Below are 25,697 nucleotides of genomic sequence, written 5' to 3' on the forward strand. Positions count from 1 at the left end.
CACCGGGTTTCAACTTTCTGAGTACCGATAATGGCATCCACCACGACACCCGCGCTCAAGCGGGTGCTCAACGCTGCAGTGGTTCAGTTCGCCCGGCATGGCTATGAAGGGGCATCGCTGTCCGTTATTGCCGCTGACGCCGGGATTCGCAAGGCGTCGCTCTACTCGCACGTCAAAAACAAGGACGCATTGTTCATGGCGGTCTTTGAAGACGCGCTGCACAGCGAAGCGCGTTTTGCCCGAGACTGCTTTGCTCGTCCCGATCCCAAGTTGCCAGGGCAGAACTATTGCGCGTCCTTGCTGGCGCGCTACGCCGATTCCGAGCATTTCCGCTTTCTGCTGCGCACGGCCTATATCCCGCCTGAGCCGCTCTTTCACGAGCTTCAGGAGGGCTATGAGACCTACATGCAGCAACTGCTGGCGGACTTTACGACAGCGCTGCGCCGCCATGTCGGGGATGCGCTTTCCGATCGGGACGCCGAGATCATGGGGCACGCCTGGATGGGCATGGTCGATAGCCTTCACGTGGCATTGATCTACATCGGTCAGGCGCGTTTCGAGGCGCGCCTCAATGCCCTCGAACATCTCATGAGCGACAGCATCGCAAGGCTTGCTAGAGGAGAACGTCATGACTGAACAGGCTGCTCGGGCAAGCGCCCTTCAAAATACTGTCGGTATGGCGCTGGTGATTTTGCTGGCCCTGCTGACCGCACTCGATGCCATGGCCATCGACATGTACCTGCCCGGCATGCCGATGATTGCCCAGACTTATGATGTCTCGGCCGGCAGCGTGCAGCAGACGCTTTCCGTGTTCCTGGCCGGGCTGGCGCTGGGGCAGTGTCTGTATGGCCCGCTACTGGATCGTTTTGACCGCCGGATGCCACTCATGGCAGGGCTTGTGATCTTTGTGGCAGGGTCTATCGCCGCTGCACTTGCGCCAACTCTCGAGTGGCTTCTGGCTGCACGTTTTGCCCAGGCCATTGGCGCAGCCGCCGGACTGGTGGCCCCGCGTGCCATCGTGGCCGATCTCTGCGACGTGAGCAGCTCTGCCCGGATCTTTTCGTTGCTGATGCAGGTCATGATGATTGCCCCGGTGGTGGCGCCCATGATGGGCGGCTTCCTGCTCGAGCATGGGGGCTGGCGCGGCATCTTCTGGGTACTGGCAGCACTCGGCCTCGTTGGCCTGATGTGGAGCCTCATGTCCATTCCTGAATCACTCGATCCCGAGCGTCGCGTGGCGCTGAGTGTAGGCAACGTGGTACGGGGCTATCTAGTCCAGTCCCGCCGCCGGGTTTATATGGCCTACACGGCAGCCGGCGGCTTTGTGCTGGGGTCGCTTTTTACCTACATCAGCGCTGCCGCCTTCGTGTTTACCGAGCATTTCGGCATGACGCCGACTCATTTCAGCTATCTGTTTGCCGCCAACTCGGTCGGGCTGATCATCGGCGGGATAGTAGCCAACAAGCTGTCCGCGCGCGGCATGACGCCTGCGCGGGTCACCTACATCGGGCTTGGCATGCATGCTCTGGCTGGTGCGCTGTTAAGCCTAGCCGTCACGTCCGGCATGGCCACCTTCAAGGTCTATGTGGGATTACTGGCGGTTGCGATCGGGTCGCTCGGACTGGTGTTCGGCAACCTGACGGCACTGACCATGAACCATGGCGGCCGGCAGGCGGGTGTGGCCTCGGCACTGATGGGCACACTGCATTATTTGCTGGCAGCTGGTGTGGGCTATCTGGTCAGTCTGGCCACGCAGGGACCGGCGCTGATGCCTTTGACCATCGCCCTCTGCGGGATCATGGCCATTGCGCTGTGCGTATTGGCAGCGCGACTGACGCACCGCGAAGAAGGCTGACATCAGCAGTCGAACCTTTCCAAGGTTCATCGCAGCCAAGTGTGAACCAAGAAGGGCCTAAGGCAGAGCGGGATAGGGGAACGACGGTAAAATCGAGTAGCTGGCCACCAAGACACCAGCCTACGCACACCGCCGTGACCATGGATGCTACCCCGCTCTGCTCGCTCTGAAACGTTCAACGACACCCATCACGAGGCCTTCGATCCTACGTATCTTCACCGCGCCCGTGAGGCTCCGCTGCTGCTCTATTGGATTAAGCCCGTCGGTTGCCCCAGGCTGCCCCAATGGTAGAACGTCTGGCCACGTTGCTGCCGATTCAGCATTATGAGTTCGAAATTCATCGTGACCTACCCGAACCAGCCACTGTACCGTCAGTGTATTAAGATCAGCCCATTTCCAGGGGTTGGCCGTCTCGACGCTCAGCGTCTCGAAATCCTTTCACGCGCCGAAACCCGGATAACGAGGCTTATCAGACCTGGATGGCACTTCCAGTTCGATGCCTCCCATGTCTGCGAATCGCTCACGTATACGAGACCCCAGCCCCTTTGCTTGAGGCTGTTTTAATGCATTTCGCAGAATGATACGAACCTACTCTTCCATGGAATGGCCATGCTTAGCCGCCTCCATGCGAAGCTGAGCCTTTAGCTGCTTATCCAAGTTGCGGATCGTTATGGATGCCATGGTCATTTTCGCTTCGTGCTATCTATGCAATCAATGCTAGCGCAAAAGACAAGCGAGATATCACCTATGCTTGGCGACTGGTAGCGTGCTGAGCCATAGGTAGGCATCGAGAATAAGGGTCATGAATTTGGCGGGCCCAGCAGGACTCGAACCTGCGACCAAGGGATTATGAGTTCGCTTTTAAAGCAATAAGTTACTGACACACAAGGAAAAGCAACCGTAATCGAGCGAAAGGTACAGTTCTTTGGAATCAGTAGCTTAGCGAAATTTGAGGATAGCATACGAAGCTGGTGTGTGTACTTCTGTTGTACCTTCCTTGCTGCTTAAAGAAGCCTTGGGGTCAACTGGAAAATTCACATCAGCTTGATCAACCTGTTTTCACGCTTTCTCACAGCCCACGGAAAGCCAGGATTAGGCCTTGTGGGCAATCGGATTCGTGAGCTGGCTATGCGGCTTCGTAGATTCGGCTACAGCCACATCACATGCTGTTTCCTCGATGAAGGCTTTCCCGAGCGGCGGAGCATCTGATTTGTTACCCTATCCATGAAAGGTTCTCCTCGGCTCAGAAACAAGTGTATCCCAAAGCTGAGAGCCAGTCCCATGCCCCAGTGGGTTTTAACGATAAGGATATGGCATGACCAATAACGAGCTTTATGTTTCCGTCGACGTCGAAACCTCAGGACCGGTACCTGGTGAATATAGCCTGCTTTCAATTGGGGCCTGCCTTGTAGCCGACCCCAACACGTCCATCTATCTTGAACTACAGCCGGACAGCACTATGCACGATCCGGAGGCAGTTGCTGTCTCCGGACTTGATCTAGAGAAATTGAAGCAGGAGGGTCTCGCCCCACAAGAGGCAATGCGTACACTTGAACGATGGCTAGAATCCTCTTGCCTGCGGGGACAGAAAGCTGTTTTCGTGGGCCTTAATGCACCGTTCGACTGGTCATTTGTCAACTACTACTTCCATAAATATCTGGGAAGTAACCCATTTGGGTTCACCGCAATCGATATGAAGGCCTACTTCATGGGTGCTAGCGGTTGTAGCTGGGGTGAAACAAAGTCTTCCCACATGAGCACCAAGCTCAAACCACGCAGTGCGCCAAACCACAACGCATTGGATGATGCCAGATTTCAGGCTGAACTTTTCGCTCTAATGCTCGCGAACAGAAATGACCGCTGACCGGCATCCAAGATTCATGACTAGGCTATCATTCAACTAATCCTAATAGCCTCTATATACCTTCCCCCTCTAAATGACCACGCCTTGATGCCTTCTGACTTATCTGACGTGCCAACGATGATGGCTAGCGGGTGTGGCAAATCCCGCATATAGCGTGCCGAAAACCTAGAGAAACTCCTTACATCTGCAGGCGAAATTACTGGTGCAATCTGGGGATGGGTATGCCAATACCCCACCAAGCGCAGACCTTTCGCATTGGCACTCTCTATCTCCTGACGGCAGCGTCTCGAATCCAACTCCAACCACGATCTGCCCCCTCGGTCGTCCCGGTGAGGAGGCGTAGCCCGTGCAAGCAGCAACCCGGTGCAGTTAAGTGGATTAACAAACAATTGCCCCCCTCGCTCCACGCCCGAGCCTCGCTGACGATGGCTATCCAGAACGTCAACAACCTCCTGAGACACTAGGAGTTCGACCCCTACCTCCGGCCATTTCCAGCGCCAAGCAATATCCGTCATTCCGTTCTTTCCTTATTCCTTGGCCATTCGCGTTCCAGCAAGGATTGCCGTACTCCGTCGGGCAGTTCAGGGCCAAGGTATTCCCCACCGAGTTCCGCCACATCTTGAGGTCTGTAGATACTGCTGACCCACACTGAATCTTTGACGTTGCCGGTCAAGGTGCGCAAAGCAGTTTCCGACACCATTGAGGCGATGTTCACCATCCCCAGCGAACCACCTGGAATGAAGCTCTCACCGCAGGCAGGGAGTGCAACGATCCCTCCTTTCGGCCACTCAGTTAACTTATATTTGAAATCACCGTTTTCTTTAAACAGATTTGTAGCATCAAACGTTCCAGAGGGGGCTAAGAGGGCATGCCCCACATGTGTATGGGGTTCGCTCCAGGCCTGTAGCAACCCCCAGGCAGTGCCACTAGACTTGGCTCTCCAGAATGTCGCTTCTGACTGCCAATCTGCAGTGGTGACTATAACCAAATCCGCTTTATCGAATACGTCGGGCCTATTATCCATCACAACCTCGGCAAAGGTCGCGTGCGCGGCGACTTCGATGGTAGGTAGGTCCCTGCGGATCCTCTCTCGCAGCGCCTTGGCCTTCGAGTATCCCAGATCATCTGCTCCCAGAACGTGCCTGCCAAGGTTAGCTGACTCGAGGGTTTCAGGGTCAATAAGGGTAAGGTGACCTACTCCGGAGCGAGCCAGCTGCATTGCCACAGGGCTCCCGAGCGATCCAACGCCGATGCAAACAACACGAGAATTCTCAAGGCTCTTGGCGGTGCCGCTTAGGTCACGAGACAAAATAGCTTCACGATCGAGCACATGTAGCTCTGAAGCGCGGACGCGCGCTGGAGGACGATGCGAAGTCTTGACAGGATTTCGACGCGCAGAGCGTAAGCCGAATTTTGTCCCCCGCACCGTCGATGTATCGTGGGATATTAAGTTTAGACAGTAGATTGGTGCGAATGCGTCTCCGGGAAGCTCCAGGACAATCCATCGACTGGTCAGCGAACCGTGCTCTACAAACCAAGTCTGTAGTCGCTTTGCATCGCCAGGCTTCAGATGTGGTGTAAGCCAGGGCAACAAGTGCTTTGGATCCGGAATGCGAACATCTGGATAGGTCAGCATTTTGACGTAGAATGCTGGCATCAGCGGCGCCCTGACTATCGAGGACCTTCCGACCACTCGCTTATAGTGGTTATTGAGTACAGAAACGTCTGACGCTAGCCAGACCGGTCCATTCCACGATGACAAGGCGTGCCGAGGATCACTAAGGGCAAATAGTTCAGACGCTTCCTGAGGGCGGTGCAACAAAATTAGATTTTGTGTGGATTGTCCGTGCTGTATGGACCAGTAGGATGTGATCTCATTCTGAAACTCTGCGTCGCGGATGGCCTTGTTGGATCCTGCCGTAGATAAAGACACAATTTTTCCCAAGCGAAACATACTGTCATTGACCACAGCTTCGGGCGAGCCCGTGACAGGTCGCTCTTGAAATCCATGCAAACATAGTCCGGACTTCATAGCATGTGGCCAAACCAACCAAGGAGAAGGCTCGACATGGAGCTTCAACTGATCTCGTGGGAAGTTGGCTGGAAAGCTAATACGCAGTCGCCGTTCCATCCCCGTGTAATCAACCGGCAAGGGGAAGAAGAAGCTCTTTGCTTCACCAGCTCTTAGAGGGGCAGGCCTGAGCAGAGCTGAGGCGTTATCTTTACCCAAAAAACTCTGAAGCGCGGCGATACCGCACTTCAGTGCTATGTCATCGCGATCAACCAAGGCGTTCAACCGGTTTTACTTCCGCCTGAGAGCTTTCATCACCGCTTGCGCCTCCAAAAAGTGCTCCCATCGACAAAGAATTTCGGGTGACCCCATCTTGCCGGCCGGGAATCGTCCAATCACCCGGGATTTCGTTGTTCACTTCAGTGATAAATGCTGGCCCCATACCAAAACTCTCTTTCACAGCTTTTGCGAATGAGTCGGCGGTTTCGAAACTCTCTAGCCCCAAAGATATTGACGAGCTAGCGTTTGCATGCCAATCATAAAAAGCTTGCCGGTAGCTTTCTCCATCACGAGGCCTATTCCACTTTTCGGCGAAATTTTCTCCCTTATCTCCGGGATTGCAGACTTGATAGCCTAACTCAGTGTAATCGACGTGCCGTGGCATCCTATGAACTATTTCCAAGATTGCATCCAACGGCTGGAGCGGTTTCGACTTGGATTCTGCCACCACGTCAAGGTAAGCATGGGTGGCTAATGTCGTAATAACGGCGGATATGGGACGGTGGTCCGCATTATTGGTCCGGATGGCCCACTCATCGCGGTGCCGCTTCAGCAGCTTTATGCTTGCCCGCAGTGGATCCTGATCGAGATAATCCTGATAGTCAGGGAGAGGATCCTGGGTAGCCGCATCAATTGATCGCTCACTCTTTGCGACCACTAGGCTCTCTAAAGTGACTTCCTGCTCAGAAGCGGCCTGCAGCCAATTAGAATAAGGAATAGGACTGCTTGCCTTCCAGCCCATTTCTCGGTCTGGCACCTCCAGCTTTCCTTCGCCTTTTTCTTCACTGTTCCCGTTGATAGCTCGTGCAGGAGTGACGTCAATATGGAAACCTGGATTTTCATCTGCATAGACTATCCGGACCCCTCGGCGCAGAGGCTTGATTCCTTCTTGTACACGACTCCCATCTTTAAAACGTTGTTCAATTGCCTCCAGCACCTCATGCGCCTCAGCTCCCTGTGCGTGAGGTAACCAGACAATGGCATCCGCATCGATGGTATCCAGATCTTCGGGGGCCTCTGATACAGGCTTAACAGTTGTCTTAAGCCTCATGGACCCTTGAACAAAGATATGAGCTTCCGCTAGCAGAGGGTCATTGGATGACGAGAGGATACTCTCTAGCTGTGAGTAACGTGAGTCTATCTTTTCATATTGCGCTTCGGATAAGGATATTTCACGTGCTGCACGGAGCAGAAAGTGCTCCCAACTGCCACGTTTCGTGTCTTCTTTTCTCAAGATCATTATTGAGCCTCCTGGGCCTTATGACCCAAACTTAGTGTCGGCTTGAACTGGTTATGGCTTTCTTTATCTCGATCGAATATCAGGTACGGATGCTGATGCTGAGTCGTTAGCAATGCACCAAATTCGATCGCTAAAGCGGCCGGGATGGCAGCAAAGACATGTATCGTTTCTGGCGTCAGGGCCTCGAGTTGGCTCAGTCGTATCTGGAGTGCATCTCGGAATGCATGGATTACCCGGCGGTTTTGAACCATCATATAGCTTGGTTCAGGGATGGTCAGCTCTGCAATACGCGCATTAGGTAGCGCATCGTTCACATCGCGATGCGGGACCTGCGCAGAGATAGATAGCACCAGTGCCAGCGGCGCATCACCCTCAGGCGGAGGAGTAAACAGAAACTCTGGCGGTTCAGCGGACTGATTAGGCCAGCGCAACCCATGCTCGCGGTTGAAGGAAAAAAGCAGGCGTTTGGAACGGTCACCGATGGCCTGTCCCAATATCATCAACGCTGGAATATCAGCCAATCCAACCACAGCCAGAGCAGGTGTGTCGCCATAGCTGCCTCCACGACGCCTTAGTTGCTGCTCCATATCGTGCTGGATACTATCCTTAATATTCTGCCAATAGGTCTCATCCCTCCCACGTGGTCCTGGTGGCGGAAAAATGATTTTAATTTCGTGATCGAAGGCAGCCAACCCCTCGGAAGACATTGCAGTGAGAAGATCGCGAACGGGAATATCATTTATTGTCGCTAAGTGCTGGCTTTGCACGATCACGGGAATAGCACGGCCCCCATCTGGTGTTGTGGCCGCGAGTCGGATACGTTCTAGGTAAGCTTGGTGTAGTCCAGTCAAGTCATTCTCAGGATAACCGTCCGCGTCACGATCAATCCTGTCGTGACAGCTTGGGCACAGGAGCATGAGGTTAGCACTATCGTTCGTGAGCGCCTGCGCCGTTGCTTCATCATGCTCCTTGACCCCCCTCGGCCCTTTGGGGCTGGCCGGAAGGATATGGGCTACCTCTCCCCACTTCATGGGCTGACCTACACGATAATCGTACGTTAGATCACTCCCGCAAAGCTCGCAGTGACCAGCAGCCTGGACCCAGACGATCCTTTTGGTTTCTTCGTTGGTATTGAATCGACCATTCAAGGGCTTTGGCTTTTCGCTTTTTTTCAAATCGCTTTCTCCCTGAGCCACCTGCTACCACTGTTTACTTTCTACTAAGATAAAGTCACATGTTGACCATTAACCCAGGCTACAAGATGAGAGAAACTGGGAGCTGATCATCATCAAGGGATGAGTCGATAAGCTATTTATCTAGCTGCTCGTTTCACACCGGCCTCCAGTGACCTTTCTGGGGAGCAGGCAGTGCATCATCTGGTCTTTACTGTGGCTGCGCACCTGGGCCATTACCGCTTCGTCGCGTTCTATGCGGTCGACAATGCCGTTGGCGAAATGCAGCTTGTCGTCGTCGCTGACCTCGGCGCCGTAGAGGTCGCTGAGTCGGTCGATATTCTCGCTAAGGCTCTGCTTCTCGTGATCGTGGGGCTTGCTTGAGCCCACCTCGCTGACCGGGGTGAGGCCGTAGTCGCCCTCGGCCTCTTCCAGGCGCCAACGCTTCTCCTCGCGCTTGGTGAGGCAGTAGTGGGTCAGCTCCAGCTCGCTGACATACTCATCCTTATGGACGTAGCCGCCGGCCGTACCGGCCTTCCAGCCGCGAGCGGTCATGTCCTTGGAAATGTCCCACTGGAGCTGAGCTTCCCTGCTGTTCACCATGTCATCCCCCTGCGCCTGGCGTAACTATGCGTAACAGCCTAGCGTCTTAGGGAGTTAAGGAGAAGTCTACTTAGGCCGTTAAACCGCTAGGGCACGCCGCATCATTGGCGAAGCCTGCCCAAGGCCTGCTCCAACAGCTCCAGTGATTGACGGTGCTTGGCCGAATGCATCTTATGAATGTTGGCGAGCTTCCAGCGCACGGCAGGCAGCCGTTCGACGCCCGGCAGCGGAAGCAGCGCCCAGTCAGGCGCCCCCTGCTTGAAGGCCAGAAGGAAGCGAATGTCTTCATCCGTCATCAGTTGGCCCAACCACGTCAGGAGTTCGTGCCGGACGTCCTCCAGTTCCTGCAATGGAAGGTCAACTCTGGCCATCCCGACAAACTCCTGTCGGTAGACATCGTCCAACGGCTTCAGTCGCGGGTTGATCACTTCGTTCAAGGGCCTGGGATGCCCCAGCAGATAGACCAGGAAGCCTTCGAATACGCTTCGACCCAGGCCGCCCTGGTTCAGAAGCAGCTTCACATCGAAAAGGTCCCGTGGGTGCTGGCGATCCAGCGCGGCGCAAATCTTGCCGCCATACAGGTCCGGTAGTGACACCACCTGCACCGCAGCAAAGCCGTACTCGTCTTCCACGGCTTCAACGACATCGCGCTCCTGGGGCGGGTGCAGAGTGCCACGCAGTACTGGCGATACCTCCACCTTCACCTGGCTACGACCCCGGCGCACCAAGATCCTCAGCTCATCTCGGCGATTATCCTGAAGCTCGGCGCGCACGCCTGGCAGTCTGGCACTGAAGAGATCTGCCAGCCGCTGCAGTGCCTCGCGGCAACGTCGCAGGGCCTCGTCACGGGGCTCCAGCGGTAGGTAGGCCAGGTCGATGTCGACCGATAGACGGGGTAATGGCTGCACGAAGAGGTTGATGGCCGTGCCGCCCTTGAGGGCGAAGCACGGCTCGTCATTGAGAAAAGGCAGCAGCGAGACCAACAGCCGGACCTGTTCGTGGAAGCGAGCTTCAATCGGCATGCAGGAACGCCTCCGGCACCGTCACGTGATATTCCCTGTCTAGCTTGCCGCCCTGGCAGAGCTGCCGCTTGCCCTTGCCGAGATCCATTCGACGAGATTCCAGACGACCGTACCAGGCATGCCCGGCGTGGCGAGCCAGCACCAGGAAGGCCCGCTTGGTTCTCACCGAACGGCATCCCTCCAGCAATGCCTGCAGCCGACGCGGACGCAGCGTATTGAGCCCGCCGAAGGTATCCACCAGCTCACTGCTAAACAGCAGCTCATTCGGCGTCACGGCGATCCACTCTAGGACCGCTCGCTCAGGGGTCGATACCTGCAAGCTGAAGGCCCTGCCATCCGGCGCATAGTCAGTGAAACTACCGGGAAGCTGCACTGGCAGGCCCTTTTCAGTGTGGAGTACCATCCGCCCTGCCCACTCGGCATCACTCAACCACCGGGGCAGCCGAGCGGCCTCCTTGCCATACAGGTGCGTCGTGCGCTCCCCCATGGGCAGATAGTGGGCAAAGCCATGCAGTGTCATGGCCGTCTGGCCACCCGGCCAAAGCGTTGGTAAACCCGTGTCGTCGCTCGCCTGCAGGGCGAAAACAGCGCTCTCCCAGGTAAGAGGCTCCCCCGCTTGGCAGTAGGCGCCGTGTCCCACGCGTTGCAGCCAGCCACTGCTGGCCAGCTTACGCGCCTGATCCGAGGTGACGCCGTGTGATGCCAGCCAGGCGGTCGTCACGACGGCGCCATACGGGAGCTTTTGCAGCAATTGGTTTATTTTCACGAGAAAAAGCGGCCTTACATTCCGTCTTCAGAGTGAAGAATAAACCACGTCGGTTTATCTTCAAGCACAAAATCGGCATCCAAGGCCGATTTTATCATAGAATTTAAACCAAAAGCTGGTTCTCCGGTCCTGCTTGAGCCCAAATTGGCGGGAGGTAGCTTTAGGGACGAAGCTAGGCTGAGAAGGCCGCTGCAGGGGACAAAGCGGCCACACATCACGTCAATCCTGATAGTGCGTGTACTTTTTTGCGCTTCCCTTCACCTGGTCGGCGGGATATTTCTCCGCATTCTTCTCCATCTTCGCCCGGCATGCCGCTTCGATATCCACGTCCAGCTTGCCCGCCAGCCGGATCAGGTAGAGCTGAACATCGGCAATTTCGTCGCGCACGGCGGCCAGTTGCTGCTCATCCAGCTCCCTGGACTGCGCCTCGGTCAGCCACTGGAAGCACTCCTGCAGCTCTGCTGCCTCCACCGTCAGCGCCATGGCCAGGTTCTTGGGCGAGTGGAACTGGTCCCAATCGCGCTCGGTGGCGAACTGGTCCATGGCGTCGCGGAGCTGCTTGAACGGATCTGACATCTAGGGCTCACCTGGTTCTACGGTATCGGATAGCGGTGAGCATGCCTGCTCTGCCGCTCGCTATCTAGCCTACATCGGCATAGGCGGCGATCCGGCCGCCTGCTTGCTCACAGCACGGAGAGGAATTCGCCGATGACCTTCAGATCCTCAAGCTCGTCCTCGAGCACGATGTCCTTATAGCCGAAGGCGTTGGTCTGGGGCTTCAGCACGATGCGCTGGTTCACGAACTCGCCGTACTCCTCGACCTTCTCGCTCTGATACAGCTTGATAGTGAAGCTGCCGCCGTGATCCGGGTCCTCAATGGCGCGATGCTGCACCACAACGACCTTGCCCTGCCGAGTGCCGCCGGGGTTGGCACGAAACAGGCACCAGGCGCCATTGGGGATGCGCCGATTCATCGACTCCCCCACCACCCGGCTGACGAACAGGTTGGGGCTCGCGCGCATGAAGTCCGGCAGCTCGACCCAGTGCTCGGCGTCGGCGATCTGCATCTCACTGAACTCACCGGCGGCGATACTCAGGTCGTACACGGGCACATGGCGCTCGAACGGCACTGCTTCATCACGCGTCACGATGGGAAGGTGCAAGCCATCCAGCGTCTCGGCATCCTCGGGCGCGTCCAGCCGTTCGGTCGCTGCTTGAGAGCGAGCATAGGCCGCGAAGTACTCGCGGGTCTCAGGGTCCGTGGCATAGACGTAACAACCCTTCTGGCCCCTCGTCATCAAGGTGCGATAGGTGTTCTTGATGATCTGGTCCGCCAGGGCACGGGCATGCTCAGGTTGCTCCTTGAGCATCTTCTTGTAGCCATGCACGGAACGATCCTGCCCTGCCCGCTTGGCCGCGTCCGTCACCACGCGGCCATCCCGAATCACGAAGTCGTCCCCGATGATGACACCGACGTAGTCGAACTCGAGCCCCTGGCAGGTGTGGATGCAGCCGACCTGCTCTGCTGACCCATCGGCGATGGCCCACAGCATGCCATCGTCATCGAGGTTCCACTGGGCCGCGAAGCCGTACTCGGGGAAGACGATGTCCATGGCGTGCTTGTCCTTCTTGCTGGCCCAAGGCCAGCAGTACCCCGCCACCATGCGTGCCTTGTTGGCCTTGCGGTTCCTTTCGAGAATCGCCCGTCGCATGGCACTCGGGTCATCGAACACCTGGAAGTCGTAGTCGATGTCCTCCAGGTCGGTGTTGGCCGTGGTGCGAATCTGCAGCGCATGATCGAGCCAAGCCAGATAGCCATCCGAGCCGTTGCAACGAAACTGTGAAGCCAGTTCGAGCTCGTGGACATCGGCGCCGCACTCGGCTGCCCGCCGCCTGATCTCCTCGACCGTGCCGACGTCTTTCAGCGTCACTCGTTGCGCCTCATCGATGAAGAAGATCGAGAAGCGTGACGCGGCGATCACCTCCTTGATCTGGCTCTCGCCCAGGTTCTGATACATGCCCGACTTCTCGTTCAGGCGATGCGCCTCATCGACGATCAGGGCATGGAAGGTATCCGGTTCGGCGTTGACGTAGCTGCCCGAGCCCTTGAACAGACTGTCGATGTGGGTTTTCTTGCGCGTGCCGGTCAGCTTCTTCTTGAAGACCTCACGAGGGGCCGAGTTGCGCGACACGTACTGCGTCATCTTCTCGCGCTTCGTCAGCTCAACTAACAGATTGATGGCTACTACCGACTTGCCGGTGCCCGGCCCGCCCTTGACGATCAGGCACTGCTTGTTGCCGCTAACTGCACGATGAGCAAGATCGATAGCGGTTTCATAGACCAGCTTCTGGTCATCGATCATCAGGAACTCGGCGTTGCCCTGCATCATCGAGGCCAGGGCATCCGCCAGGTTCTTGCTCGGCTTGATCACACCGTGCTCGATGCGATACATGATGTTGTTGCTGTCGCCGTACTTGATGTGCTGGCTCAGAAACGCCGAGAGCTTCAACGCATCCTGCGAGATGAAGACCGGGGCACGGCGCGTGTGATGCTCGTAGAAGGGATCATTGATGGCGTTCCCCTGCTTCATGTTGTGCAGGTAGGCGCAGGGCACCAGGCGGATCGACTCGGAGCGTACCGTCTCGTTGTAGTCCTCGATCAGCGCGCCATAGGACCACGCCTGATACGACGGATGGTTGGTCTCGCGTATGCCACCGCCCAGCTGGGTACGGACGATGGCGTCCTTCTTCGTCACCTCGACGGACTGCCACTGTTTCAGTTCCACGATGACCGCGGCATCGTCCCGCTGGTGGTTCTTGCCGGTCAGGATGAAGTCCACGCGGCGATTGGTCAGCGGAATGTTGTATTCGATGGCCACTCCCGCTGAAGCAGGGATGCCCTCGTCGAGCAGAACGCTCATCATGAAGCGCAAGGAGTTCTCCCACGACGTCACCTCACTGCGCGGCGAGTTGCGGTTCAGTCTGCGTGCCACCTCGTTCTCGATGGCGTCGGTGATGACGTTGGCTCGCACATCGTCGATAAACTGCTGCTTGGTGGCACTGTAGACCAACATCGCTTCTTAGCCCCTTATGTTCACGCTGTTTTATAATTAGCATGGCTCGCCGATCCGCCTGGCTCGCTTTCGCTCAGCCGAGGGTGCTGAGCCGGCAAACAGATACAAAAAAACCGCCAAAGTGTGCTTCTAGGAGAGGCATGGCGGGTATGGCAACGGTCATGCTGCGACGACGGTCTAAATAAGTCAACTGCGTGCTTTGCTTGCGAGTGTTGATGATTATTTTCTCGCTTGTTAAAGCTTCGGGGCTTTAATCGATTTTCCCAAGATAAAAGGGAATTAAGAAGTAAGAACCCCCGCGTTGCTCGTGTAAGCCAAGAGGCGGGAGCCGTGTTTGAACCACATCAAACTAAGACGCGAGCACGTCATGGCTCGCGACTAAAGCACTAAAAGTGCGTGGCTCACTACGAATAAGAATCCGGAATGGTGGGCCCAGCAGGACTCGAACCTGCGACCAAGGGATTATGAGTTCGCCTTTAAAACAATAAGCCACTGAAAAACAAGGAAAAGCAACCGTAATCAAGCGAAAGGTACAGTTGTTTGGAATCAGTAACTTAGCGAAGGTTGAGGATAGCACACGAAGCTGGTGTGTGTACCGGGAGTGTACTCCGAAGATTGTTCCTGTACACCTATGGCTAGACAGCGTGGTGGCTCTCGATGGCTGGGACGATGATATTCGAGCGGTTTAGCACCTTTCATTCGTCAGGAGGCAGTAGGACACAGGGATCGCTTTTCGGGGTCAGTATAGTTGTCTGGCGTTTTCCTCTGGTGACACTGACACGGAAATTCTGGCGCGCTTGGTTGTCGATATGCTCTTTGGAATTGAACCGAACGATTCGATCAGCGTTGTAGGGAGGCTGTCCTCTGCGTTTGATTGGCCATCCCTCAAAGATGATCACCTCATCGAACTGTTTCCCCTTCGCCTTGTGCATGTTCATCACGATAACGCCTGACTCAGGCTTCGCGTTCATCGAAAAGTGCTCCTGGATGAAGGCTTGTCGTGTTATCGCCAGTGCGTTGAAATAATTACCGTTGTCTCTCCAATCCTGTGAAAGCTCTTGGCGAAGCTGGGTGCCACGATCCAGGATACGGACGTTGCGCGCCTCGCCCGAAACCTCTTTCAAGCGTGTGCATGCACCATCCTCAAGGATCCGTCGCACTGCACGCCAGTCCTTGTCAGGATTACCCGTCAATTCGATGGAACAGGCATGCTCATAGACAGCGCTCATGTTGACAAGGATGCTGTTTCTACGTATAGCTTTCCCGGCGGCCTGACAGACCAGCAACTCTTCATAGGCCTTGCGGATATTTGCAGCCTCCTTGAGCGCACCTTGCGTGGGCTCATCACCGCCCTTGCCCTGATAGTAATTGCACATCAGGTCGATGAATTGAGCGAAGTGCCGGCCATCTACAGGCTGCATCAGAAGCGCGATAATCTCGGCTCCAAGAATAGCCGCTTCCATTTCTATGGCAGCGGTGTGCAGCACTTCGGCCATGCTGGCAGGTGGCTGTCGCAGGGTATCCGACACCATGCGCGTCATCTTCTTGGTCGGAACCAGAATGGCCAGTGACCAGGCGCTGACACCAGCATCCACGAGACGTTTTCTAGCACCGTAGACCGTCGTCACCAGCTTCGTCATCGCCGGACCGGTGAAAGGCTCGAAAACATCGAAGTCGATCCCCTTATAGGACTGCTGCCGGAATTCCCCAGTCAGCAAGTCATTGCCGAATATAGCGATCTCTGTTCCAGAGCTGCGGTGATTGTCTGTGCTGAGATCTACTTCTGTCGGTTCGAGTGTTTTCCGAAAGTGGTCGAGTCGAGCAGGATCGGCACCAATCCAGTCGTAGATGCGCTGTTCCGGATCCGCAAGAGCGATGAGGCAGCATAATTCGCCAAGCGCTTGGACGACGCGCCACTGCGCGTCGCTGGTGTCCTGAAACTCATCAAGGATAATGACAGGATACATGCTGACGATAAGGCGACGGATGCGTGCACTGCCGTGTAGAAGGTCGCCGACTTTGGGGGCGAAGAGATCAAAGCACAAACGCCCTTCTTCCGATGCGAGACGTACACGTTCGGCTTCTTCCGCCGCTTTCTTCGCTGTCTTCTGTGCGTCGGTAGGTCTCCTTGCTGGAAAGGCAGACCGAACGTCTGATAGCGCGATTGCTTCACTCGGCGGCGTAAGAATGGAGAGCCGCCGAGGCAGGCCGATGAGATAGCCATGAGCCTTGAGGATGCGCCAGAAAAAGGAATGGTAGGTTTCGACGTCGATGAGTCGCTTTTGAGCGGGCGGAACCTGCTGCTCGTACGTAATCGCTTCGACCACCCGGGATACCGTTGCGCGAGCAAAGCTGAGGAACAGGATTTTTTGCCCGGGGAGAAGGTCTCGTTCGGCGATCCGTGCCGCCTTGAGGATGGAAATGGTGGTCTTGCCTGACCCCGGCCCCCCCGTAACCAAGAGATGGCTGTCCGCCTCCATGACATCCCGTTGGCCTTTAGTCAGATCCATCGGTACCGTCCTCTGGATTTGAGCCTGCTCCAGCGGGCGCATCGTCTTCATCGTCGGTCACAGGGTCGCCCCACAGGAGACGGAAACCTTCAATATCAAGTGTGCAATAGTAACTTATCTTTTGGCATGCACTCTTGAGCCAATCGGGCATTTCATCTTCGCTGCACTGAGCAAGGAAATCTGCGATACCCCAATTCGCCTTCGAGCGTGCGAAATAATCTGCCAACGCTTCTTCCGCTTGATCTTCAAGTTCTGGGTACTTCTGAGCTAGATGCTGTGGCCAGTCAATTTGATTCGCAAAGCGCTTCAGAGCCGACTCGGATGCACCTTTTAGCACCATGTCCTCGAAACCTTTTTCGCCGTGCATCAACAGTAGCTCGATTTGAGCTTGGATCAAGGACTTGTTATCGGCTTCCTGCTTATCACAAATTGCGAAGGTATTCTTCCCAAGCTCCCGATAGAGCTGTGCGACTCCTGGAATATTACTCTCACCGTCGGCATCAACGACACAAATACCCAAGGCTTCAAGAGAAGAATATGTGTCCGACCTGAGCTCCGCGAGGCGACGGCAAGCAACTGGAAAAGCCGATGCTTCCGTGGCGCCTTCGGCCACAAGAACCCGGCGAGCAAGCAACCCCTCACAAAAGCGAGTTCGAAACTCTTGCCGGTAACGTTTCAGCTTTACATTATCAGGAAGATTGATGGGTTTCCGTGTAAGTATGCCATCAGCATCGCGTGCGAGTACCATCGTCTCTTCTATGGTGAACTCTTCTAGCACATAGGGCGAATGAGATGTGAAGAGGGTTTGAGAGGCCAAATCGCGAACTTCGTGGACGATTCGCTTCTGCGCATAAGGTGGTATCGCCGTCTCTGGCTCTTCCATGGCGAAGATGACGTTCTGCTTGTCTTCAGCAATTTGGGACAGCATAGCCAAGACAAGCATATTGATGGTGCCCGTTCCTTGCCGATAGAACGGCGCTGCGTGCTTCCCTTCACCTGTGGCGATGAAGGCGGTGATGACCTTGCGTAGATGCTCGCGGGTTAGATTTGATACCTTTAGGTGGGGCTCGACGCCCCATTCTTTTGGTACGTACTTTTTAAGCACCGTATTGATGCTTTCAAGCACAGGGGAAATGCCTAGATTTGGATCGCTCGCCACTGGTATATCAGAAAGAGTGCCGAGAGCTGCTTCCCACATCTGTGGCCGAACTTCTTTCAGGCGTAAAATGATATCGAGTAAGCTCCCCCTCTCTAGGCTCAGAGCTCGTGTCCCCGTACGGTGGGAACGGAGGTACAGAAAACCGCATACTTGCTTATGCCTCCTGGAAAATAGGTCAGGCCTATCACTCTCTGTGAGGCTGCGAGTAAAGTAGGTCTTCCCCTCGAAATCATCCTCCTCCTCGTCATACCAGCCGTGAAAGGTAATGCGGAGCGCTTCAGTGATATTGGCGGCATCCACTCCCGCAGGATCAGGGGCATCATATAATTTGTCTGTTACAGAGTCCCAGAACTCTATGTAATCGGCAAACGTCCCCTTCTGCTCCTCGGTAAGATCGGCAACGGTAACCTCAATCTCAATTCTTGGTGCCTCTTCTGTGCTCTCTGCTTCATCGGTCAGAGGGTTAGGGGCATCATCGTTTGCGACCTCAGCCTCATCTTCACCCATAGCCACATCGGGACTGAGCGTGTAAAAGCCCCTGAAAAAATCATGCTCGTCGATAGGCGGTCGACGATTTAGACGGTCAGGACCGAGAACTAGGTCAAGCGCCTCCAGGATGGTTGTCTTACCTGTATTGTTATCCCCAATAAGCACGCCGTGCTTTGGCAGTATAAGCGTCGCCTGCTTTATGCCTCTAAAGTTGTTGATTCTTATGCGGGCTGCACGCACGGCTTACCCCTCCTTTTAGTTGTTTTGTGGCGCTAACTTATCAGTCGTGCAGTCTTCGGGTCATAGATCACATCCGTAATCGACCCATCCCGGATTCGCTGCACCGCTTCATCAATCACATAGAACGGCACCAAGAACCACTCTCTCGGCTTCACCGGATGACCAAAGCGATCTTGGATGGTCAGCTCAAGTTGCGCCGGTGCAAAGATGCGATGGAAGAGGGCTTCCAGCTTACGGCGGTTGATGCTGGCCAGCTTGTAGGTAGCGACCACTTCGACATCGGCCAGCAGGTAGGTAGCGTCGTGTGCGCAGTTGGCGATACGGGTTTCTACCTTACCGCCAGTGACGCCGATCTTGTGGATCAGCTCGCGGTGCTCTACAACGAAAGAGTGTTCTGACAGGCTGCGCAGCACATAGATGGTTCCGCTTTCTATGTCGTCCTCTTCCCAGGTTTCACTGAACAGTGGCCCGGCATCAGGCTCGGTAATGCGGCGGCTGGCTTCATCCTTGTAAAGCGCCCTGACCAGCGATAGGCGTAGCAGGTTGCTTTCCGTGCCGTTGGAGAAAATCACGCGCAGGCGCGCATCCTTCTTGCCCTGCGGAGAATCAAATTCTTCACCCTCGTCAGCCACGTAGGCAGTTTGCCCATCCAGGATGAACCATTGGCCAATCTCAATAGTGGAGTTCTTGCCGAAGGGGCGCGTGATGCGCACTCCGGCTTTCAGCTCGTGCTCTACCTGTTCAAACAATGGCTCGAAGGTCGCAAAGTCCTCGCACTTCTCCCTGTTGGCAATTTCTTCAGCCGCGCGTTTCTCGGCGCTGGAACGAACGTGCTTCAGCTGGGTAAGCTCTGGAGTCCCCGCAGCGCCGGCCAGCTCGGCAATCAGCGCGTCATCGTCCATTGCTTCTATGGAATCTGCTTCACTGGCGTAGGTGCCATCGAGCAGGCCCTGATGATCAAGGGGTGTTACCAGGGTGCGGCATTCCTCAAGCGCTCGAATACGGTCTAAACGCACGGCGTAGAGTCGTTCGAAGATGTCATTGTCTTCGCCATGCTGAGGAGCACGGCCATGCTCTTCAACAAAGCGCTCGATCTCTTCAAAACCGGCAATGATGCGTTCTTCCTTGGCGGACAGCCCCTTCTTTTTCTCCGGCTGGGCGAACTCATTCAACTCGGCGCGCAACTCGTCCAGATCAGTCATAACGGCCCTCATCTTTGTAGCGCACGAATGCAGCAGCACCTTCGGCCATACGCTGTTCCCAGGCATCCTGCGAACTGACTGACGGCAACCGGCCTCGCTCTTTCTTGAACTTCACCGCCCGCAGCGCAAGGTCTTTTGCCTCTTCTGGAGTCAGGTTGGTACGTTTGCCTGAGATGGCTGCGGCCACTTGCTTGAGGCTCTCTTCACTCATGGTCTTGGCCAGAATCGCGTAAGCCTCACTGAAGGGATTAATGCGATCTATCAGGTCAATATCGAGCTCCCGTACGTCCATGGCGAACTTGCGTACGCCAGCGATTAGCGCTGTGTTTGGCTTGGGTTCGTTGCTGCCGATATCAACAGCCTCACCACCGACTAGCAACTGCTTGGCCTGCTGGGTGAGGTTCAGGGCGGCAATGGCGTGTTGACGCACGGCCTCCTGGTCTTGCTCGTCCAGGTTGGGGTATCGTTCTTTGATGATCTTGCCCATGCGTACCTGGGTCAGCTCTTCAGGCACCAGTTCCTCGTCGAACAGTCCGCGCTCGATGGTGGTCTTGTCCTGAACGAAACCGGCAATCACCTCGTTCAAGTCTTCCTGGCAAATCCGGGTGGCTTCCTCACTCTTGGGTTCAGCCAGTCCCTTGATCTCAATCAGGAACTTGCCGGTTTCCTCGTTCACACCTACGTTGCACTTGCCGGGGTCGTAGCCACCTTCACCGTAGTCGAAGCCTTCCTGCGGGCCGCTGGTTGGGTTCTTTGGCTTGAACTCGAAGCGTGGGGCCAGTACCTGCTCCATCAGCAGACTGGCGGCAATGGCTTTCAGCGTGTCGTTGATAGCTTCCGTCACGGCCTGCTCGGCGGCATCCGGCTCGGCAATCAGATTAGTGAAGCGGGCTCTGGTCTTGCCTGGTGCATCCCGCGTGGCACGGCCAATTATTTGTACAATTTCCGTCAGGCTGGAGCGATAGCCCACGGTCAGCGCGTGCTCACACCAGATCCAGTCGAAACCCTCCTTGGCCATGCCCAAGGCAATAATGATATCTACGTAATCTCTATCGTCTCTCATTGCGGGGGATCTGAGGCTTTCCTGAATCTTTCCCTGGAACTCTGGATCAACCAGATCGGCAATACGCAGGGTTTTACCGCCTGCCGTTTTGACTAATTGGAAGCCTGTCACCGGATCGCTACCCTGCCATTCGCCCAGCTCCTCAATGATGTGCTCTACCTCGCGGATCTTATCTTTGGTGCTCTCGCGAGACTGAGGGTGAGGGATGTGCACGATGGTCTTCTCGGCAGGGTCGAGCACCTTGAGGATGTCATCGGCGTAGGAGCCGGAATAGAAGTAATAGCCGATATCGAGTTGCTTCAGGTGCTCGTAGCCGTTGAGCTGTTCGTAATAGGTGTAGGTGACGGTATCAAAGCGTGACTCATCTTTCGGTGCCAATACGGCCTCGGCATCACCCCGGAAATACGAACCGGTCATGGCGACGATATGCACCTTGTCACGAGCGATAAAGTCGCCAAGATGGGCACCCAACTTGTTATCCGGGTTGGCCGAAACGTGGTGGAACTCATCCACAGCGATCAGACGGTCGTCGAAGGCGGTAACGCCAAACTGGTCTACCGCAAAGCGGAAAGTGGCATGGGTGCAGACCAGTACCTTGTCATCGCTTTCCAGAAAGGCGCCCAGGGATTTGACCTTGCCACCATTATCGGAGCCCGGCGCATTGCACAGATTCCACTTGGGCTCTACATGCCAGTCTGCCCAGAAGCCATAGTCACTGAGTGGCTCAACATTGAAGCTGGAGCCGATAGACTTCTCCGGCACTACGATGATGGCCTGTTTCAATCCCTGATTGTGCAGCTTGTCCAAGGCAATATACATCAGGGCACGGCTCTTACCCGATGCAGGGGGTGACTTGATCAACAAGTGCTGTTCACCTCGGCGCTCGTAGGCGCGCTCCTGCATGGGACGCATACCCAGCACATTCGACTTTGCCGAGCTGCCATTGCTGGCGTACGAGACGGAAACTGAAGGTACTATCTTGGTCATAAAGCTATACCTGTCAGGGCTTCTTGCCCTTGTGTTTGAGGTCTTGTTCCAGTTGTTCGGTTTTCCTTCAGATCAGCGGCCTCGGCCTCCGCAAAGTGCTGTCCCACTGGCGGAACTGGACACCACGAGGTGAGCGGACGCGATAGCCGATAGCCAGAATCAGGTCGAGGTTGTAGTAGCTGATCTTCCGCTTGACTTGGCGGTTGCCCTCGGATTGAACTGTCAAGGATTCCTTAACAGTTGCCTCTGTGTCTAACTCATAATCCTTAAATATATATTTGGCGTGAAGGGAGACATTCTGCTTGGTGATCTGGAACAACTCGGCTATTTCCAGCTGACTGAGCCAGATGCTGTCACCCCCCACCCGAAGGTGCAGTTGGGTTCGGCCACCGTTCGTGGTGTACAGGATCAGCTCACTCATAGATTGAGGCCTCCTTGCTGGTGACTCGCAGCCTGCTGGTCATTCGACATGGCTCTAGCGAACCAACCTGGTACTTCCAAGTCTTCACGGACAAAAATATTTTTAGGAACATCTTTCCAGAAAGCCACAATAGCGTCTGAGAAATCGTGTAGCTGAGCAGCACTCAAAGATAGGTGAGTGTGATCCAAATAATCCAAGTCTGAAAAGGCACCACCAATGTGGCTGAATGAGTTAGAAAGATACTCTGGGTAATTTTTCTTCAAATCATTCAGCGAGTTTCCCTTGCCATGCTTATAGACATTGACCACCAAGCGGCAAGCATCAAGCTTAGGGAAATAATCTTGACCGCGAGCCGGCCAACCAAGGCCTTCTAAAAGGTCGGTCAGCTTGCCCAAGTCCACAGTCCACACCTTGTTTGAAACGATTTCTCCGGTATGCCAATGGCGTATTTCATCCGTCAGCCATTTACGAAAATTCTTATCCCATTCGTGATACATCCCGGCAGCAACGCTCAGTCGGGTTCTGTCCCGCATATCGCTAAGGAGCTGGTAGAACTCAATGCCAGCTTCATGTGCTGACTCGTAGAAGTCTCCTTCATCGTGCCTCTCAGGATCAAAACGGTGGCTGTTCTTTTCCAGCCACTCATCGGAGGCCTTGTCAGCTTCGGCTTCAATATCATCAAATTGTGAGAGAAGTCGCTTCCTCGCTTGCTCTACGTAGAAAAGATGTCCGGTGATCAGGGACTTCCGGTATGGCTCCCACATTTGAAAAAGAGAATAGCCTTTCATCAGGATACCCTCCTTTTCGGCTTGCTCTTCAAAGTAGAGGGGGCACTCATCTTGGTATACAGCTCGAACAGCTTTTTCAGGCGCTCAGTATCGTTCTTGAAACGTCTACCGATATAGATGCGCTCCAGTACCTCGTCATTGCGTTCATGGGCTTCACGCAAATCAGTTGGCATTTTTTCTGGATCGTAGAGATCGGCAATGGTGTCCGGAAAGTATGCTTCTCGGGCCAGCAAGATATCTTCGGCACAACGGGCAAGGTCCGCCCTGTTTTTCTCGGTCAATGTGGGCACGGGGAAAGTATTCCAGCCAATAGTATTGGAATAACGATAGTCTTCCTTAATTTTCCCGCAGACTGTGGCTGCCCAGACAAGATGCATCTTTGACGAGTATATAGCAAAGTCTATAAACCGAACGTTGTACATAGCAATTGCACTGTCACCAACAACAGTCGAGCCATCAACCATGATCGAAGGAAGATAAGGTCTTCTCTCCGAACTATGCCGTGGTATCAATAGCGTTATGCCATCACGATGGCGCCTCTCTCCGAAAGCATGGGGAATATTTGCTAAAGCATTTGTTTCTTTTCTGGTGCTTTTTGATCTATGCATCCAGACAGCATCAATCCTTTCAGCAATCTCTCGGTACTGCTTGGCCTGAGAAACATCATCATCTTTAATCCAAAGGCAATATCGCAGATCCCCTTGAATACTATCGTTTGATCCAAGAAACTTACGACAAAAACGATCAGCATCAGGGTATTTGTAGATGAGCTCACGATACTCGTCGAGACTTAACAGCAGGCCTCCACCATCGTTTGGCATTGATCCGTTTGTCATTGTCCTAAGGTCTGACAGGACTTTGCGGGAAGGGGAAACAATAGTGTCATGTTCAGGTACCAAATATGGCCCTATATATGTAGATTTCAACACATGCCCAGAATCAAAAAGTTTCTTTGGTAGTGCAGACTTCCTTCCAATTCCGATAATAGACACAATGACTGCCGCTTTTTTTGACGCGAGGTTACTCCACAGGAATGAAGGCTCAGCGAAACGAATCTCTAGATCGTCACCTAAAAATGCAGGCCAGAACAGAGAAACTTGGCGCCCCTGACAAATACTATTCGTGGTAACAAAAGCAAAAGAGCCTCCATTGGCAGCCACATAGCGACGGGCTTTTATGAACCAGCCCGCCACATAGTCTGCTGACTTGGTAGACTTGATAGCTCCTTTGAAAGCATTTTCTAAATCCCGCTTTTGATCTGGTGTTTGGTCCTGACTTCCTAAGTACGGTGGATTTCCACAGATATATGTTTCCCCCCCCTCATTCTCAAAGTCAATCTGCGCCTGGTCTAGCGGTGAATCAAACAGATCATCTGCGTGCAGTTTGACATTGGTTCCTGCAGGCGGACAGATGCTCAACCAATCCAAATTTAAGGCATTTCCCTGAGTTATCCAATTTTGCGAGTCCAGCGGTAGAAACTCGGCCAAAGCCAGCTTTTTGCCTCGATACAGCAGGTCACACTGGTACTCGGCAATGATCAAGGCAAGCCGGGCTATCTCTGCCGAAAAGTCCCGCAGCTCGATGCCCCGGAAGTTGGTTAACGGAATGTCTGTTGGCCGGTTTGGCTCGCCGCGCTGTTGATTGATCTCGGCTTCGATGGCCCGCATTTGCTTGTAGGCGATGACCAGGAAATTTCCCGAGCCGCAGGCGGGATCAAATACGCGAATTTTGGCTATGCGATTGCGCAGGTTCAGTAGCTTGCGGGCGTTGTCACCTGCCTCCTCCAGCTTTTCACGCAACTCATCTAGGAACAGCGGGTTCAGCACTTTCAGGATATTTGGCACGCTAGTATAGTGCATGCCTAGGGCGCCACGCTCTTCGTCGTCGGCGACCGCCTGGATCATGGAGCCAAAAATGTCGGGGTTGATCTGGGTCCAGTCCAGGCTGCCGATGTGTAGCAGGTAGGAACGGGCAATTTTGCTGAGGCTCGGCACTGCAACACTGCCGGAGAACAGGCCTCCGTTAACGTATGGAAAGTTGTCAGCCCAGCGGGGAATACCGGCAGCGGCACGCTCGGCCTGCTTGGTATTCATGGCACGGAAGATTTCGCTGATCACCTCGTGGGTGTTCGCCGAATCCCGGGCGCTCATTCGTGTGACGGTGTCGGTAAACAGGCTGCTGCCATCGAAGATGTCAGTGTCTTCCGCAAAGAAGCAGAAGATCAGGCGCGCCATGAAGTGGTTCATCTCGTGGCGCTGCTGTTCGGTGCCCCAGTCCGGGTTGTCCTTTTGTAACTCCACATACAGCCGGTTCAGACGGCTGGTCGCACGAATATCAAAAGAGCTATTTCGCACCTGTTTGACGGTGGTGATGCCCGCCAGCGGTAGGAAAAAGCCGAAGTGGTCCGGGAAGGCCTTATAGGTGCACGCGACTGTCTCGCTGGTGTTCAGATCCTCTGCCTCAAAATCCACGCCATCAGTAGCCAGTATGTAGCGCGCCTTGGCACGGGTGGTCGCCGGGCTGGCTTTGAGGGCCTCCAAGGTTTGCGTTACGGCTCCGGCATCCGCCACAGCGATATGGATATTGTTGGTCTGCAACACGCCGCCAAGATCGGACTTGTTGGATGCACCCGAGCGCAACCGTTTGATGGTGGTAGCTTTATTGCCGAAGGCTTCTAGGAAGGCATAGGGGAATTCAGCCGGGTCAAACGGCTGCTGCGCCAGATCTGATATTGCGGCTTCGATTTCTACTGCGTTCATAAGGACAGGACATTGTGGCCGGTGGGGTGGAGCGGGAGACGCACAAGCTGGCTGGCCGCATTGGAGGTCAGTTGGTTGAGTCGGCCAACGACCTGTCGGCTCAAGCCGGCCAACTGATGGCGACTATCCTCGCCACGCTTCAGGACGGCTTGCAAAGCGCTGAGGTCCATCGTCACATGCCCTCGCTGAAAGC

At 54.9% G+C, this 25,697-nt stretch carries 21 protein-coding genes; 3 read left to right on the top strand and 18 right to left on the bottom strand.

Annotation, left to right across the window (positions count from 1 at the left end):
• Window positions 1–30 precede the first annotated feature (30 nt).
• Complete coding sequence (locus tag JH15_RS05625) at window positions 31–636, top strand: TetR/AcrR family transcriptional regulator (protein ID WP_043527809.1); 606 nt, start codon at window positions 31–33, stop codon at window positions 634–636.
• On the top strand, window positions 629–1,855 hold the full coding sequence (locus tag JH15_RS05630) for a multidrug effflux MFS transporter (RefSeq protein ID WP_052383913.1): 1,227 nt from the start codon (window positions 629–631) through the stop codon (window positions 1,853–1,855). The genes JH15_RS05625 and JH15_RS05630 overlap by 8 nt, the downstream gene beginning before the upstream one ends.
• A 588-nt stretch (window positions 1,856–2,443) precedes the next feature.
• On the opposite strand, the gene JH15_RS18580 is transcribed toward JH15_RS05630, so the two are convergent.
• Window positions 2,444–2,542 carry a FitA-like ribbon-helix-helix domain-containing protein gene (locus tag JH15_RS18580; protein ID WP_422730548.1) on the bottom strand — a complete coding sequence of 33 codons (99 nt, stop codon included), beginning with the start codon at window positions 2,540–2,542 and terminating at the stop codon, window positions 2,444–2,446.
• 628 nt (window positions 2,543–3,170) lie between these two features.
• On the opposite strand from JH15_RS18580, the gene JH15_RS05640 reads away from it, so the two are divergent.
• On the top strand, window positions 3,171–3,719 hold the full coding sequence (locus JH15_RS05640; protein WP_043527811.1) for a 3'-5' exonuclease: 549 nt from the start codon (window positions 3,171–3,173) through the stop codon (window positions 3,717–3,719).
• 32 nt (window positions 3,720–3,751) lie between these two features.
• On the opposite strand, the gene JH15_RS18585 is transcribed toward JH15_RS05640, so the two are convergent.
• The 17 genes from JH15_RS18585 to JH15_RS18040 form a co-directional block, all read right to left on the bottom strand.
• Complete coding sequence (locus tag JH15_RS18585; RefSeq protein ID WP_081948907.1) at window positions 3,752–4,234, bottom strand: Mov34/MPN/PAD-1 family protein; 483 nt, start codon at window positions 4,232–4,234, stop codon at window positions 3,752–3,754.
• Window positions 4,231–6,015, bottom strand: coding sequence for a ThiF family adenylyltransferase (locus JH15_RS05645; protein ID WP_043527813.1), 1,785 nt, complete (start codon window positions 6,013–6,015; stop codon window positions 4,231–4,233). Before JH15_RS05645 ends, JH15_RS18585 begins: the two co-directional genes overlap by 4 nt.
• Complete coding sequence (locus tag JH15_RS05650; protein WP_043527815.1) at window positions 5,999–7,249, bottom strand: nucleotidyltransferase domain-containing protein; 1,251 nt, start codon at window positions 7,247–7,249, stop codon at window positions 5,999–6,001. The genes JH15_RS05645 and JH15_RS05650 overlap by 17 nt, the downstream gene beginning before the upstream one ends.
• Complete coding sequence (locus JH15_RS05655) at window positions 7,249–8,424, bottom strand: HNH endonuclease (protein ID WP_043527817.1); 1,176 nt, start codon at window positions 8,422–8,424, stop codon at window positions 7,249–7,251. The genes JH15_RS05650 and JH15_RS05655 overlap by 1 nt, the downstream gene beginning before the upstream one ends.
• 141 nt (window positions 8,425–8,565) lie before the next feature.
• Complete coding sequence (locus tag JH15_RS05660) at window positions 8,566–9,024, bottom strand: hypothetical protein (protein ID WP_043527819.1); 459 nt, start codon at window positions 9,022–9,024, stop codon at window positions 8,566–8,568.
• A 101-nt stretch (window positions 9,025–9,125) separates the two neighbouring features.
• On the bottom strand, window positions 9,126–10,046 hold the full coding sequence (locus JH15_RS05665) for a nucleotidyl transferase AbiEii/AbiGii toxin family protein (protein ID WP_043527821.1): 921 nt from the start codon (window positions 10,044–10,046) through the stop codon (window positions 9,126–9,128).
• Window positions 10,036–10,812, bottom strand: coding sequence for a type IV toxin-antitoxin system AbiEi family antitoxin domain-containing protein (locus JH15_RS05670; protein ID WP_043527823.1), 777 nt, complete (start codon window positions 10,810–10,812; stop codon window positions 10,036–10,038). Before JH15_RS05670 ends, JH15_RS05665 begins: the two co-directional genes overlap by 11 nt.
• Window positions 10,813–11,031: 219 nt before the next feature.
• Window positions 11,032–11,388, bottom strand: a complete 357-nt coding sequence (locus tag JH15_RS05675; protein ID WP_043527825.1) for a nucleotide pyrophosphohydrolase — start codon at window positions 11,386–11,388, stop codon at window positions 11,032–11,034.
• A 107-nt stretch (window positions 11,389–11,495) separates the two neighbouring features.
• Window positions 11,496–13,886 (bottom strand): DNA/RNA helicase domain-containing protein, encoded by a 2,391-nt coding sequence (locus JH15_RS05680; RefSeq protein WP_043527827.1) that lies wholly within the window; start codon window positions 13,884–13,886, stop codon window positions 11,496–11,498.
• Window positions 13,887–14,581: 695 nt separating this feature from the next.
• The gene (locus tag JH15_RS05685; protein ID WP_043528917.1) at window positions 14,582–16,396 is read right to left on the bottom strand and encodes an ATP-dependent helicase; all 1,815 of its coding nucleotides are present in this window, start codon (window positions 16,394–16,396) and stop codon (window positions 14,582–14,584) included.
• Window positions 16,383–18,284, bottom strand: a complete 1,902-nt coding sequence (locus JH15_RS05690) for an ATP-dependent nuclease (RefSeq protein ID WP_081948908.1) — start codon at window positions 18,282–18,284, stop codon at window positions 16,383–16,385. Before JH15_RS05690 ends, JH15_RS05685 begins: the two co-directional genes overlap by 14 nt.
• Before the next feature lie 32 nt (window positions 18,285–18,316).
• Complete coding sequence (locus JH15_RS05695) at window positions 18,317–19,486, bottom strand: GIY-YIG nuclease family protein (protein ID WP_043527829.1); 1,170 nt, start codon at window positions 19,484–19,486, stop codon at window positions 18,317–18,319.
• Window positions 19,479–21,536 carry a DEAD/DEAH box helicase gene (locus tag JH15_RS05700; RefSeq protein WP_043527830.1) on the bottom strand — a complete coding sequence of 686 codons (2,058 nt, stop codon included), beginning with the start codon at window positions 21,534–21,536 and terminating at the stop codon, window positions 19,479–19,481. Before JH15_RS05700 ends, JH15_RS05695 begins: the two co-directional genes overlap by 8 nt.
• A 67-nt stretch (window positions 21,537–21,603) precedes the next feature.
• Window positions 21,604–21,957 carry a RhuM family protein gene (gene rhuM, locus JH15_RS05705; protein ID WP_043527832.1) on the bottom strand — a complete coding sequence of 118 codons (354 nt, stop codon included), beginning with the start codon at window positions 21,955–21,957 and terminating at the stop codon, window positions 21,604–21,606.
• Window positions 21,954–22,745: a zinc ribbon-containing protein gene (locus tag JH15_RS05710; protein WP_043527834.1), complete on the bottom strand. Its 792-nt coding sequence runs from the start codon at window positions 22,743–22,745 to the stop codon at window positions 21,954–21,956. The genes rhuM and JH15_RS05710 overlap by 4 nt, the downstream gene beginning before the upstream one ends.
• Window positions 22,745–25,504 (bottom strand): class I SAM-dependent DNA methyltransferase, encoded by a 2,760-nt coding sequence (locus JH15_RS05715; protein WP_043527836.1) that lies wholly within the window; start codon window positions 25,502–25,504, stop codon window positions 22,745–22,747. Before JH15_RS05715 ends, JH15_RS05710 begins: the two co-directional genes overlap by 1 nt.
• Entirely contained in the window at window positions 25,501–25,674 is a 174-nt protein-coding gene (locus tag JH15_RS18040; RefSeq protein WP_197053277.1) for a hypothetical protein, read from the bottom strand. The genes JH15_RS05715 and JH15_RS18040 overlap by 4 nt, the downstream gene beginning before the upstream one ends.
• Between the last annotated feature and the right edge of the window lie 23 nt (window positions 25,675–25,697).

The organism is Litchfieldella xinjiangensis, assembly GCF_000759345.1.
Classification (GTDB): domain Bacteria; phylum Pseudomonadota; class Gammaproteobacteria; order Pseudomonadales; family Halomonadaceae; genus Litchfieldella_A; species Litchfieldella_A xinjiangensis.